Origin of the sequence: Pseudomonas sp. R38(2017), from assembly GCF_002112395.1 — a bacterium.
Lineage (GTDB): Bacteria > Pseudomonadota > Gammaproteobacteria > Pseudomonadales > Pseudomonadaceae > Aquipseudomonas.
On the sequence record NZ_NEHN01000010.1, the window covers coordinates 193,468 to 205,572 of the forward strand.

A 12,105-nucleotide genomic window follows, 5' to 3' on the forward strand; every position below is an offset into this window, starting at 1 on the left:
CTACGCCCCCCCTTGCCCGATTCATGACGGAGGCCAAGTCAGAATCACTTGGCCAAGCTAATCCAAGCAGTCTTGCACGCTAGCGTAGACCAATATTCAGAACACAATATTTGTTCAGATTCGTGACCGGAAACGCTGGCGCGCGCCGCAAACGCAGATCCCAGACAGCAAAACGCCCGGCGTCTGCGGGAAGCAGAGGCCGGGCGTTGAGGTGTAGCGTGGGGTTTTACTGTTCCTGGCTGACGCTGACGCCGGCAAATTTGCTCATCAGGAAACCGACGAACTGCTCGACCGTCATTTTCTGGCCGTTGAACTCCACCTGATTGGCGGCGTAATGCAACTTGGTCGTCACATTGGTGCCATCCAGCGTTGCCAGCTGCGAACCCACGGCCATGCCGGAGAACATGTCGGCGGCGGCGCTGGCCTGGTCAACGATGGCTTTGGCATCGGTCTGACCGTCGATCTGGGCCTGTACGCTGAGCAGATCCACCAGCATCGGCTTGGACACTTGCACATTGAGGTCAAGCAGCGCGATCAGCTGTTTGCCCAGTTGATCCGGCGGCAGGTCCATCGAGGCCGGTTTGGTCAGGTCGAGCACCAGGTTGGCGCGGCTTTCACCGTTGGCGGTTTTCAGCGACAGGTCTTCCAGCGCCAGTTGCGGGCCGGCCGCCAGCAGTTTCTGCATGTCAGCCTTGACCTGGGCGGACTCGGCTTCGGTCAGGTTCAGCTCTGGCGCCGGCAGGCCGGCGGCGGTGGCTTCAGCGGCGGCTTTCTCATACGGCTGCAACTTGGTCTGGTAGATCTGCATCAGCGACAGGGCCGACGGGATGTCCAGGTTTTTCAGGCTCATGGCCAGATTGGCCGAACCGATTTTCTTGTCGTTGAGGGTCACTTCACCGATTTTGTAGTCGGCACGACCGGAAGCGTTCGTGCCGTTTTCTTCGGTGAGGTTTTTCATTTCGAAGTTCTTCACGCCCAACACGGACTGCTTGGCGCCGAAGGTGGTCTTGCTGCTGGTCAGTTCCAGGGTGTTGTCGCCGGTGTAGTAGCCGTAGCTGCTCTTGGCGAGGTTGCTGGCCAGGGTCAGGCCGTTGAGTTCGATCTGCACCGGCGCTTGGTCTTCAGCCACGGTGGTCAGATGCAGGCTGTCCATGTAGCCATTGGCCTTGACCTTCTGCGCCTGAGCACTGGCGGAGATATCCATGTTCAGACCGGAGAATTTCAGGCTCGACTGCTCGTCCAGTGCTGTTTCCAGTGGCAGCAGTTCGATGTTGCCGGTCGTGGACTGGTCGTAGCCGATGTTGACCACGCCCTTCAGTGGCGTAGCGCCCTTGGTGGCAGCGAACCATTTTTCGGTGATCGGGGTCTTTTCCAGCTCGTAGTGACTGGTGGCCATGACCGGCAACCACTTCAGCGAAACCAGACGCGAGAAAGGCAGCGGGCCGTGTTCGATGTGGTCGACGAAAAGCAACTCGACCGGCGCTTCACCGAACATCTCGCCTTCGCCCTTGAGGCGATAGTGCGCGGTGCTGCTGAAGGTGTGACGCTCCAGCGAGACCAGCTCCAGCGACGCACTGCCGTTGGAACCAGCCATGGCGGTTTGCAGCTCTTTGTTGGCGTCGACGACGGCGTTGTTGAGCACGCCTTCGATCTTGGTGCCGGTGTACCAGGCCCCGCCGACGCTGATGGCGCCGATGGCAACAACAATTCCGAGAAGCACGCCTGCTGATTTATTCATGAATGACCTGATCGATTTCCGTGGCTGAAGGTGTGGTCGTCTTCCGTGAACCCGTGACCGGGCCGTGGTTCGACTCCGCTGAATTTAGCGGAGGAGATTAGCACTGGCAGAGCGGGGCGGCCCAATGTTTAAAGGTTAAAGAGTGTCCACGGGACATGGACAAACAAAAAGATCGCCGGGTTCGGCGATCTTTTCGGGATCAGGAATATTGGACCTCGATCTCATCGAGCTGATGATCGAAGCTCTTCAGGCGCGCGGTCCAGGTGTATACGAGCACCTCGAAATCCCGGTCGATTACCGCCCCGCCCGGCCCGTCGTTGCGTGGGTCGCAGAAGTCCAGTTGATAGCGCTCGCGGGCCATGGCCGTGGCCACGTCGGACAGTTCACGGGCGTTGTTCAGCCAGTGCCAGCCGTCATCGGCGACTTGCCTGTCGAGTTCCAGGCATTGTTTTTTCAGGGCTTCAAGGCTTTTTTCCAGCGGGGTGCCGGTGAGTTCGCCCATGACTTCGGCAAAGGTGCGGCCCGGTTGCCAGTAGCTACCCCAGAAGTAACGGTCAAACACGGTTTCGACTTTGCGCAGCGCGACTTTGGTGTCCCAGATCAGCAGCAGGGTCTTGCTTTGTTCAAGCTGTCTTTTCTTGAGCTTTTGTACTTGCACCAACGACCAGGCCACCACAACGATCGCCATCACTGCGATCAACGCGGTCGCGCTGTCGAGGAAGACCATCGCCTTGTCGATCTGATGGGCCAGCATGATGCCGTAGAAATAGGTGGCCGACAGTAGCACCAGTGCGACCAGGGCGCACCAGAAGCCGAGAGCGTAAGGGTTTTTCATTATTGGTTTCCCCTAGACCTGCGCTAGCAATGTGCACTGAAAAGGCGCCTTGCTCAGGGCGCCCCTCCAACACTTCAAAGCATAGCAACGGCCTCAGGGTTTGCTGGCACTCGAGGCTTGCGTTCGTCCGCTTTCCCAACCGCCGCCGAGGGCGAGGAACAAATCGATCTGGCTCATGGCAACCTGGGTGTTGGCGGCGGCCAGTTGCGCGGTGACGTCGGTGTAGGTGCGGGTGGCTTGCAGATCGGCGAGGAACGACTCGCGGCCCGCCTGGAAGAAACGATGGGTCTGGTCGGCAGCCAGCTTTGCCGACTGCTCGGCATCGGCCAGGGCATCGCGGCGTTGCAGCAGCGCGGTGTACTGGGCCAGACCGGTCTGGGTTTCACGGATGGCGTTGAGCACCACCCCGTCGAAATGGGCCAAAGCGCCCTGGGTCGAGGCTTCGGCTTCGCGGATACGTGCCCGGGCGCCGTTGGTCGGCACCTTCCAGCTCAGCGACGGGCCAAAGCCCCAGCGGTTGGTCGACGGGTCGCCAAGGTCGGAGACAATGCCGACGGTGCCGATGGTCGCGCCGATGCTGATGTCCGGGTACAATTCGCCGGTGGCGATGCCGATGCCGGCGGTCGCGGCGGCCAGGCGACGCTCGGCCTGGCGGATGTCAGGCCGACGCTTGAGCAGTGCAGCGCCGTCACCGACCGGCACCAGTTGGGCGATTTTTGGCAGTTCGGCGCAGGTCGCGGTGCCGGCCGGCAATTGATCGACCGGTTTGGCCAGCAGCATCGACAGACGGAACAGCCAGGCCTGACGCGCCGCTTCATAGCGCGGCATGTCGGCGCGCAAGGACTTGAATTGGGTCTGCGAGCGGGTGACCTGGGTTTCGTCCCCGCGCCCGGCATCGCGCAGACGCTGGATCAGCGTGGTGCTCTGGGATTGCAGGTCGAGGGAGTGCTGAGCGATTTCCCGTTCTTCGTTGGCCGCGCAAACCTGGGTGTAGGCCCGAACCACGTCCGCCACCAGGGTGATGCGTGCGGTGTCGGCGGCGGCCTGGGTCGCATCGGCATTGGCTTTCGCTGCTTCGATCCCGCGCTGCAAGACGCCCCACAGGTCGAACTGATACGAGGCGCTGATGCCGATGTCGGCGACGTTGGCCACCGGGACCTTCTCCGGCAACAGGAATGCCTGACCGGATTCCTGCAAGCGCTGGGCGCCCATTTTCACGCCGCCGCTCCAGCCACCGGCCGCCTCGGCCTCATCGACCTGGGCACGGGCCCGCGACAGGTTCGCCGCCGCCACCCGCAGATCGGTGTTGGAGGCCATGGCTTGCTGCACCAGTTGATCCAGACGCGGATCGCGATACAACCGCCACCAGTCCGCCGGCACGGGAGTAGAAACCACAGGCTTGCCGGCCACCGCCAGATCGCCCTGAAAATCCTTGCGCTGAATCGCCGCATCACCCGGCAGGTGATAGTCCGGCCCGACCATGGAACAGGCCGACAGCATCACGCCCAGACCGGCGACCATCAGGGCCCTGCTCATTTCGCGGGCTCCTGCTGCTGATCGTCGATGATCGACACGGTGGCAGTACGCCCGGCGATCATGCGGAAGTCATCCGGTACGTCGTCGAAGGCGATACGCACCGGAATCCGCTGCGCCAGACGCACCCAGCTGAAGGCCGGGTTGACGTTGGGCAACAGGTTGCTGCCGCTCGAACGGTCACGGTCTTCGATGCCGGCGACGATGCTTTCGACATGCCCGCGCAAACGGGCGCGGTCACCGATCACGCGGATATCCACCGACTGACCGATGTGGATACCGTCGAGTTTGGTCTCTTCGAAATAGCCGTCGATGTGGAACGAGTTGCTATCGACTACCGACAACACCGGACGCCCGGCGGTGACGAACTCTTGCGCGCGCGGCGCACGGTCGTTGACGTAGCCGTCCACCGGGCTGCGAATCACCGAGCGGTCGAGGTTGAGCTGGGCGCTGTCCACCGTCACCAGCGCTTCGGCCAGTGCCGATTGCGCACGAGCGACTTTCGACTGGCTTTCTTCCAGCTGTTCGGCCGGCACCAGATTGCCCAGGCCACGGTTACGCTTGGCTTCACGCTGGGCCTGAGCCAGGGTTTCTTCGCGGTCAGCAACGGCTGCCTTGGCCTGACGCAACGCCAGTTTGAAACGGTCCTGATCGATGCTGAACAGCACCTGGCCACGTTTCACCAACTGGTTGTCCTTGACCTCGACCTGCTGGATCAGCCCGGACACGTCCGGGGCGATCTGCACGATATCGGCGCGAATGTGGCCGTCGCGGGTCCAGGGCGCGAACATGTAATACATCACCATGCGCCAGACCACGACGACGGCGAAAGCCACGATCAGCAAGGTCAGCATCACGCGACCGATAGTCAAAAACGGTTTTTTCATGTCATCAGGTATCGACTGAGTGAGTCCACGCCGTACAGCATCACGGCGTAGAGGGCCACGTTGAACAATGCCCGGTGCCAGACCAGACGGTAGAAATGCAGGCGTGTGAGCACGCCGTGTACCAGCACGAACAACACATAAGTGATGCCCATCAGCACCAGCAGGGTCGGCAGGAAGATGCCGCTGATGTCCAGGTCACCGATCATAGGGGCGCTCCTTCGGGCAGCGGTTCTTCGGGCTCGGCACTGGAGACGAATTCGACGCCGGGCAACAGCGCCAGACGCAAACCGCTCAAGGCGTGCAACAGGTGTAGTCGGGTTTCTTCATCGCCGTGACCATTGAGCGCACGACGGGTGCGGTCCATGGTCATCAGCAAGGCGCTCGGCGCCGGCAGGCGTTCGCCGGCCTTCAGGCAGGCGCGGAAATACTCGCCAACCTCGGCCACCACTTGCTGCAACAACGCATTCGGCGCACCGGTCACCCGTGGGGTGTAGGCCAGCAGGTCGAGCAGGTTCAACCCCACCCGCACTTCGCGCATGGCGATGCCGGTGTCCTGCCCCGTCAACGCCAGACGCGGCAGATGCTGCATCAAGCGGTCGAGCAACTGCACGCCCAGTTGCCGGTGCTCGGCGAGGTTCGCCGGCTCGGTCATGCTGACGATGTCTTTCCAGCTGAAACGGGTCAGGCGCTTGGCCGCCAGTTCGGCGCCAAACGGCCGGGCGATCAGGGTCCAGATAAACGCGAACAACAGCCCCAATGGCCCCGCCAGGTTGGAGTTGGCGAACGCAAAGAAGTCGGCGTCGTAGGCGCCCTGAATACTGATGAACGACGAGGTGTTGACCAGTGTCAGCAGCATGCCGAGGTAAAACCGTGGCTGCACCGTGAGGGTGCCGACGCAGATGAACGGGACGGCAAACGCCAGCACCAGCATCGGGAAGTCATGCAGGTTCGGCAGCACCAGAAACAGGTACAGGCTGGCGAACAGCACCGACATCCCGGTCCAGAAAAAGAACCGGTAGATCTGCGGAGCCGGGTCGTCCATCGAGGCGAAGAAGCTGCACGACACGGCGGCCAGAATCACCGCGCTGCCGCCGTCGGTCCAGCCCAGCAGAATCCACAGCACCGAGGCGACAATGATCGCCAGAATGGTCGACGCCACCGAATACAGCATCAGCCCACGGTCAAGAAATGGCGTCAGGCGACCAAGGCGCCAGTGGCGGTAAACCGCGCGCCAGCTGTCCTGGCGTTCGCACAGGATCGCGTCCTGCAGACTGCGGCAGTCCTGCCACAGATCGATGAATTCACCGAGGCGGTACAGCGCGTTGGAAAACAGCAACTGTTTGCGGTCCTCCAGGGCCTCGGCGCTCGGCTGCAGGGCTTCGAGACGATCCCGCAGGGCTTGCCAGCGGTCGAGATCAGCGTCTTTGTGGCCGAGCCATTCGCGGGTGGCGGCGAGCAGCGGCGCGAATTTTTCCACCAGTTCCGGCGTGCGCCGTTCGAGGGCATAGAGCGAATCGTCCAGGGCATCGATCACCGGTAGCAGATGGATCATCCGCCCGCGCAGCTCCTTGGTGTTGCGCACCGTTTGCGGCCGCGCGCCTTCGTGGGGCAACTGGCCGATCATCAATTCGAGGCTGTTGAAACTGCCGACCATGGCCATGCGCAGGGCAGCGACTTCTTCGGGATTCACGTCACGGCTGAGGAATTTCAGGCTGTAGGTGGTCGCATCGGCGAACCACTTGCCCACGGCATCGTTGAACACCGGCGCCAGGCGCCGGGGCCAGAACATCGCACCGACCACCGCCGCCACCGCGATGCCGAGGAAGATCTCTTCGGTCCGTGCCTCCGCGACATCCCACACAGCCAACGGGTTATCCACCACCGGCAGGGCGATCAGCGGCAAGGTGTAGCCGGCGAGCATCAACGCGTAGTTGTTGGCGGTGCGCAAATGCAGGGACAGGAACAGCAGAATCCCTGTCCACAGGGCGATGACCACTACCAGTACATAGGGACTCTGGACGAACATCGGCACGAACAGCACCGCCGCAGCGGCGCCGAGGAACGTACCGATCGCCCGATACAGCGCCTTGGAACTGGTCGGCCCGAGGAACGGGCTGGAAACGATGTACACCGTTGCCATCGCCCAGTAAGGACGCGGCATCTGCATCAGCAAGGCGATGTACAGCGCGATCATCGAGGCCGCGAAAGTACGGATCCCGTAGAACCAGTCCCGGGCCGGAGGAATGCCGGAAAAAAAGCCGTTCACGGATGGGTCACCGCTGGCGGGCTCGCCGCCTCGAAAGCTCTCAATACTCGAAGCGTAGCTTCCAGATCACTCTGGTCGATGCCTTCGAGCACTTCATTACGCAGACGCACAAGCTCGCCTTCCACCGCCTGCACCAGCTCGCGGCCGGTGTCGGTCAGGCTCAGGCATTTTGCGCGGCGATCCTGCGGGTCTTCAGTGCGGCAGACGTAACCGGCGTGGCACAACTGATCGAGCAGCCGCACCAGCGAAGGACTCTCGATCCCCGCCGCCTGCGCCACCTGCACCTGATGCACACGCTCCCCCAGCCGCCCGATCATCAAGAGCGGGACCGCGCAGGCTTCGGAAATTCCATAGTTGACCAGCGTGGTCTGGCAGATCTTCCGCCAATGCCTGGCGGCCACCACCATGGCACTGCTGATGTTCATCTGGAGGGATTCGAGGTTGTTCGGCACGAAGGAATGCACACACTGTTAGTTTGCTAACTATCAATATGGCATTGGAGGGGAAATTCAGTCAAGTTTTGAAACAAAATGCTTTGAGCACAAGAAATGACCCTCGTTGAAACTGCGCCGACACCGACACCCGAGAGCACTGAACCATGACGATCAACTTCACGACCGAGAACCCGAATTCCGAAGAACATCCGATTGAACGTCTGCCCGATACATCTGCGTACGCGGCATTTTTAGAGCAAAAAGTCAGCATCGCCCGTGAGTCAATGGCCTCCGGAATCGGTTTATCCAATCTTGAGATTGAAGCGAAATTCTCTTCCCTGAGAGCTATGACTGCCAAGGGATAGGTCCGATGATTACCCCGCCCGCCCCTTCCTCAACATCACATCCAGTTGATCCACCACCTCTGCCCAATCCGCATCGTCAAGAATCTCGTCCCGCAGGAAATCCGCCTGGCTTTTGGTCCAGAAAAACGCATCGCACAGGTGCAGTTCGGGCTTGAGCGGGGAATGGGTGGCGATGAACTGGTCGATGCTGACCGGATCGTTGGGCAGGCCGAGTTGTTTGAACAGGGATGGGAGGCTGTGCGTCGGGTTTTCCATGGTTCTACTCCTTCGAAGACTCAGTGAATAAAACATTTCGCGAGCAAGCCACATTGCCACAGATTCATTGCAGAACCTGTGTGAGCGAGCCTGCTCGCGATTAGCGTCGACACAGACGCTGAAAACACCTACTGACTCAATTCCCGCACCTGCGCATGCGGCACCATTTTCAGGAACTCGGGCATGCTCATGTGCAGCAGGTTGTTGTGGTTGCCGGCCTCCAGGTAAATGTCTTTCTGCCGGGTCACCAGCGGGTCGATGACCATGTCCAGGCCATAGGAATCGCCCAGTGGCGGCACCGCGCCGCGTTCGCAATCATCGAACAAGTGCGCCAGGGTACTTTCGCGGGTGATCTGCCACTCGCCGCTGGTGCGCACTTTGCTCAAGTCCAGATGACGGCTGGCGGGCAGCACGGCCATCAGGTAATGCCCGTGGTGATCGTCGAGGATCACCGATTTGGCCACCCGCTCCGCCGGAATCCCCGAAACCCGCGCCGTTTCCAGGCTGCTGCTCGAGTGCGGATGGGAGACGACGTCGTATTGGCATTGCGCCCGGGTCAGGCTGCTTTGCACTTTTCTTGCCATACGCATGATGCACCTCGGTGCCCGCCGGACACTGCGCGGCGAGCGTTGATGAACGTTGTTCCTGTTCTGGAAAGTCTAGTCCGGCAAGCCGCGAACGAAGGCAAATCCGCCCACTGGCGAGGCCGCGCAATGATCAAAATTCATCCAGCCGCAGGCTCAACTAGACTGATAAGAGAACCCCATGACTCTCCCGGAGGGTCGCGTGAACACCCGTCGCTGTGCGTTTGCCCTGTTGATGCTGCTGAGCGGATCAGCATTCGCTGCGGACTCTCCGCTGCCCACCGTCGATCCGATCGGGCTGTGGCTGATTACCTTGGGCATCGTCTTTCTTATCGCCGAAGGCGTGCTGCCCAATTACGGCGTGATCGGCCTTGCCGGGATTGTCATATTCGTGATCGGTGCGCTGATCCTGAGCAACGCCGAACTGCCAGTGCCACTGATGATCGGCCTCGGTCTGGTCAGCGCCCTGCTGCTGATTGCATTGTTGCTCCGCGCCTTGAAGACCCGGCCACGACACGCGATCAGCGGTGACGCCGGCCTGGTCGGCAGCGTGACGGCCGTGACCGTCGTGGAGTAGCCGGACACCCGCAATGGCTGGGTGCAATTGCAAGGAGAACGCTGGCAAGTGTCGAGTGCCACGCCGCTGCACGCCGGGCAACCGGTGCGGGTGGTCGGGCGCAAGGGCTTGTTGCTGCAAGTGGCCGCGGCTGACGCGGCACCGCTCGGAGAGTGATCATGGGTCTGCAAATCGGTTTTGTCGCGCTGCTGCTGTTGCTCATTGCCCTGGCCGGCTCGACGTTCCGCATCCTGCGTGAATACGAACGCGGCGTGGTGTTCCAGCTCGGACGCTTCTGGCAGGTCAAGGGGCCGGGGCTGATCCTGTTGATTCCGGTGGTGCAGCAAATGGTCCGGGTGGATCTGCGCACCATTGTTCTCGACGTGCCGCCGCAGGACGTGATTACCCGCGACAACGTCTCGGTCAAGGTCAACGCGGTGTTGTATTTCCGGGTGCTCGATCCGCAGAAAGCGATCATCCAGGTGGAGGACTTCCTGGCGGCCACCAGCCAACTGGCCCAGACCACCCTGCGCGCGGTACTCGGCAAGCATGAACTGGACGAACTGCTGGCCGAGCGCGAACAGTTGAACATCGACATCCAGCAAGTGCTCGACGCCCAGACCGACGCCTGGGGCATCAAGGTCGCGAACGTCGAGATCAAACACGTCGACCTCAACGAATCGATGGTCCGCGCCATCGCCAGACAGGCCGAAGCGGAACGGGAACGGCGAGCCAAGGTGATCCACGCCGAAGGCGAATTGCAGGCCTCGGAAAAACTCATGCAGGCCGCCGAAATGCTGGGGCGCCAACCCGGCGCCATGCAGTTGCGCTACATGCAGACTCTGAGTTCGATTGCCGGCGACAAGAGCTCAACCATCGTCTTCCCGTTGCCGATCGAATTGCTCAAGGGGATGGCGGATCTGTCGGCCAAGTCGTGATCGCGCGCAAACGCTCCAGCGCTTCGTAAGGTGCTAGCGCGCACCGTTCTACTCGCGCCTGCAACAGTGGAGAGGCTTCGCGGCGTTTGCTTTCGCCATCGGCAACAAACGCCTGTGACGGCTGTTTCGCATGTTGTGCCGAAGCTGTCATCGCCTGTTCGCACTGCTCGGCATTCAGCTGAAAAAACCGCGCCAGACGTCCCGTTATCGCTTCAGGCAACTCGTTGTAATTGACCGCCAGCCCGCCGAAATCAGCGCAGTGCAAGCGCGCCGCTTCCAGCAGACGTCCGAGCCTGCGGGCGATGAAATCTTCGCGCCCCTCGAATGGCAGGTCGTCGTCCAGCACGCACTCGCCAAGCAGGCCGGGCACCATGTGCATGCCCGGACGACGCAGATGTGAAACGGCGATCTCCAGCGGATCGCGATAGACAAACAGCCACGGTGTGTCGGGAAAGCACTCATGCAGCAACGGCCATTCGCCGATGTTCCAGGCGTCGAGCTTGATCATCAGCCGCTGCTCCATCCCGCGCCGGCGCTGGCCGTAGGCCGAGAGCAACCCGGCGATGGCCGCACGGCGTTCTGCGGCGGGCAGATCGCTGCGCAGCAAGGTATCGAGGGGCGGCGGCTCTGAGATCACGATGTGATCGTCGAGGCGGGCGAGCATCTGGCTGATCAGCGTCGATCCGCAACGCGAGGCGTGCAGGATGAAGGCGCTCGGTGCCAGGCCGGGGCTGAGCGCCTGCCAATCCGTGAGCGTCGACAACGGAGTTTGCCGGCGAAACGCCTGATTGAACGGCAACTGCAGCGCCTGCTCCACCGCCTCGCGAAAAAACGGCTGGTGCAACGGCGTGTCGCCAAACCAGCACCAGTCCACCTGCCATTGACCGGCACTTTTCCAGATGCGGATCGGCAACCAGCCGTCGAAATTCAGGCTCGCCATTGTTCGTTCCACGACCGGCGCCCGTTGCGCATCGCCGCGTGCAGTTCTTCCCGGGAGAATGCCAAGCCACGCTCGGCGGCCAGCGCCAGTGTCTGGCTGATGAACGCGTCGGGATCGCGCAACGCCTGCAGGGTCGCCGACAACGCGAGATCCGTGACCAGCAGACGCTGAAAACGCTGTAGCGCCGAGTCTTGCGCATCCGGCTGCGGCGTACTCGGCAAACCCTCGGCAATCATCTGTTCCAGCCAGGCGCCAGGGCGACAGTCGAGAACCAGATGTACGCGTGCCCTGCTGTCGCGATTGTCGACCCGATGCGGTCGCGCAAGATCGAGAAACCAGCACTCTCCCGCAGTCATCGGCATGCGCAATCCATCGAGCCAGAAGTCCACGGCGGGTGGGCTGAGCAGCGGAATATGCAGACGCACGTCTGCGTTTTCACCGTCGAGATCGTAGTCGCGATGCTCGTGAATCTGCCCGCCGGGCCCAAGGCGCAACAGTCGCGCACTGACGATTTCCAGCGGCAGATCCTGCAGCGCCCGCTGCCAGCGGTGGTCATTCAACCAGGGGCGGCGCGGCACCGGTTCGGCGGCACCGGGTGACAACTCGGTCAAGGCATCGGCAGCGGAAATCAGTGCCACACCGCTCCAGTCACCGGTGAAATACGCGGTGTTGAAATGGCCGCGCCAGTCTCCGTCCTCGATCGCCGCCAACGCCTGCAACAGCAACGGCAAATCCACAGAGACCGGCAGGCGAGAGAATGCTGGCCGACTCATC

General features: G+C 61.7%; 13 protein-coding genes and 1 pseudogene. 3 read left to right on the forward strand and 11 right to left on the reverse strand.

Annotation, left to right across the window (positions count from 1 at the left end; translation table 11 throughout):
- Positions 1–226 precede the first annotated feature (226 nt).
- The 7 genes from CAF87_RS24165 to CAF87_RS24195 form a co-directional block, all read right to left on the reverse strand.
- The gene (locus CAF87_RS24165) at positions 227–1,738 is read right to left on the reverse strand and encodes a YdgA family protein (protein WP_085733401.1); all 1,512 of its coding nucleotides are present in this window, start codon (positions 1,736–1,738) and stop codon (positions 227–229) included.
- Positions 1,739–1,937: 199 nt separating this feature from the next.
- Complete coding sequence (locus CAF87_RS24170) at positions 1,938–2,573, reverse strand: NADH:ubiquinone oxidoreductase subunit N (RefSeq protein WP_085733402.1); 636 nt, start codon at positions 2,571–2,573, stop codon at positions 1,938–1,940.
- A gap of 93 nt (positions 2,574–2,666) precedes the next feature.
- Positions 2,667–4,109 carry an efflux transporter outer membrane subunit gene (locus CAF87_RS24175; protein WP_085733403.1) on the reverse strand — a complete coding sequence of 481 codons (1,443 nt, stop codon included), beginning with the start codon at positions 4,107–4,109 and terminating at the stop codon, positions 2,667–2,669.
- The gene (locus tag CAF87_RS24180; protein ID WP_085733404.1) at positions 4,106–4,993 is read right to left on the reverse strand and encodes an HlyD family secretion protein; all 888 of its coding nucleotides are present in this window, start codon (positions 4,991–4,993) and stop codon (positions 4,106–4,108) included. Before CAF87_RS24180 ends, CAF87_RS24175 begins: the two co-directional genes overlap by 4 nt.
- On the reverse strand, positions 4,990–5,199 hold the full coding sequence (locus CAF87_RS24185; protein WP_007957657.1) for a DUF1656 domain-containing protein: 210 nt from the start codon (positions 5,197–5,199) through the stop codon (positions 4,990–4,992). The genes CAF87_RS24180 and CAF87_RS24185 overlap by 4 nt, the downstream gene beginning before the upstream one ends.
- Positions 5,196–7,259: an FUSC family protein gene (locus tag CAF87_RS24190; RefSeq protein WP_085733405.1), complete on the reverse strand. Its 2,064-nt coding sequence runs from the start codon at positions 7,257–7,259 to the stop codon at positions 5,196–5,198. Before CAF87_RS24190 ends, CAF87_RS24185 begins: the two co-directional genes overlap by 4 nt.
- Positions 7,256–7,684, reverse strand: coding sequence for a MarR family winged helix-turn-helix transcriptional regulator (locus CAF87_RS24195; RefSeq protein ID WP_085733406.1), 429 nt, complete (start codon positions 7,682–7,684; stop codon positions 7,256–7,258). The genes CAF87_RS24190 and CAF87_RS24195 overlap by 4 nt, the downstream gene beginning before the upstream one ends.
- Positions 7,685–7,857: 173 nt before the next feature.
- On the opposite strand from CAF87_RS24195, the gene CAF87_RS24200 reads away from it, so the two are divergent.
- Positions 7,858–8,058 (forward strand): hypothetical protein, encoded by a 201-nt coding sequence (locus CAF87_RS24200; RefSeq protein WP_085733407.1) that lies wholly within the window; start codon positions 7,858–7,860, stop codon positions 8,056–8,058.
- A 9-nt stretch (positions 8,059–8,067) separates the two neighbouring features.
- Here the strand turns inward: CAF87_RS24200 and CAF87_RS24205 are convergent, their stop codons facing one another.
- Both CAF87_RS24205 and CAF87_RS24210 read right to left on the reverse strand, forming a co-directional pair.
- Positions 8,068–8,313 (reverse strand): DUF2789 domain-containing protein, encoded by a 246-nt coding sequence (locus CAF87_RS24205; RefSeq protein ID WP_085712632.1) that lies wholly within the window; start codon positions 8,311–8,313, stop codon positions 8,068–8,070.
- A 128-nt stretch (positions 8,314–8,441) separates the two neighbouring features.
- The gene (locus CAF87_RS24210; protein WP_085712631.1) at positions 8,442–8,903 is read right to left on the reverse strand and encodes an aminoacyl-tRNA deacylase; all 462 of its coding nucleotides are present in this window, start codon (positions 8,901–8,903) and stop codon (positions 8,442–8,444) included.
- Positions 8,904–9,078: 175 nt separating this feature from the next.
- Here CAF87_RS24210 and CAF87_RS24215 point away from each other — a divergent pair.
- Positions 9,079–9,630 (forward strand): annotated as a pseudogene (locus CAF87_RS24215) (NfeD family protein).
- A 2-nt stretch (positions 9,631–9,632) separates the two neighbouring features.
- Positions 9,633–10,391, forward strand: a complete 759-nt coding sequence (locus tag CAF87_RS24220; RefSeq protein WP_085712629.1) for a slipin family protein — start codon at positions 9,633–9,635, stop codon at positions 10,389–10,391.
- Here CAF87_RS24220 and CAF87_RS24225 read toward each other — a convergent pair.
- Together CAF87_RS24225 and CAF87_RS24230 are read right to left on the reverse strand one after the other, a co-directional pair.
- A complete protein-coding gene (locus CAF87_RS24225) occupies positions 10,357–11,331 on the reverse strand; it encodes a sulfotransferase family protein (RefSeq protein WP_085733408.1) in 975 nt (324 codons plus the stop codon). The two genes, CAF87_RS24220 and CAF87_RS24225, sit on opposite strands and share 35 nt — an antisense overlap.
- On the reverse strand, positions 11,319–12,104 hold the full coding sequence (locus CAF87_RS24230) for an aspartyl/asparaginyl beta-hydroxylase domain-containing protein (protein WP_085733409.1): 786 nt from the start codon (positions 12,102–12,104) through the stop codon (positions 11,319–11,321). Before CAF87_RS24230 ends, CAF87_RS24225 begins: the two co-directional genes overlap by 13 nt.
- Position 12,105: the final 1 nt, after the last annotated feature.

Bases quoted from the DNA above. Each gene is read 5' to 3' on its own strand.
- CAF87_RS24165 (WP_085733401.1), bottom strand. From the start codon at position 1,738: ATGAATAAATCAGCAGGCGTGCTTCTCGGAATTGTTGTTGCCATCGGC.
- CAF87_RS24170 (WP_085733402.1), bottom strand. From the start codon at position 2,573: ATGAAAAACCCTTACGCTCTCGGCTTCTGGTGCGCCCTGGTCGCACTG.
- CAF87_RS24175 (WP_085733403.1), bottom strand. From the start codon at position 4,109: ATGAGCAGGGCCCTGATGGTCGCCGGTCTGGGCGTGATGCTGTCGGCC.
- CAF87_RS24180 (WP_085733404.1), bottom strand. From the start codon at position 4,993: ATGAAAAAACCGTTTTTGACTATCGGTCGCGTGATGCTGACCTTGCTG.
- CAF87_RS24185 (WP_007957657.1), bottom strand. From the start codon at position 5,199: ATGATCGGTGACCTGGACATCAGCGGCATCTTCCTGCCGACCCTGCTG.
- CAF87_RS24195 (WP_085733406.1), bottom strand. From the start codon at position 7,684: ATGAACATCAGCAGTGCCATGGTGGTGGCCGCCAGGCATTGGCGGAAG.
- CAF87_RS24200 (WP_085733407.1), top strand. From the start codon at position 7,858: ATGACGATCAACTTCACGACCGAGAACCCGAATTCCGAAGAACATCCG.
- CAF87_RS24205 (WP_085712632.1), bottom strand. From the start codon at position 8,313: ATGGAAAACCCGACGCACAGCCTCCCATCCCTGTTCAAACAACTCGGC.
- CAF87_RS24210 (WP_085712631.1), bottom strand. From the start codon at position 8,903: ATGCGTATGGCAAGAAAAGTGCAAAGCAGCCTGACCCGGGCGCAATGC.
- CAF87_RS24220 (WP_085712629.1), top strand. From the start codon at position 9,633: ATGGGTCTGCAAATCGGTTTTGTCGCGCTGCTGCTGTTGCTCATTGCC.
- CAF87_RS24225 (WP_085733408.1), bottom strand. From the start codon at position 11,331: ATGGCGAGCCTGAATTTCGACGGCTGGTTGCCGATCCGCATCTGGAAA.
- CAF87_RS24230 (WP_085733409.1), bottom strand. From the start codon at position 12,104: ATGAGTCGGCCAGCATTCTCTCGCCTGCCGGTCTCTGTGGATTTGCCG.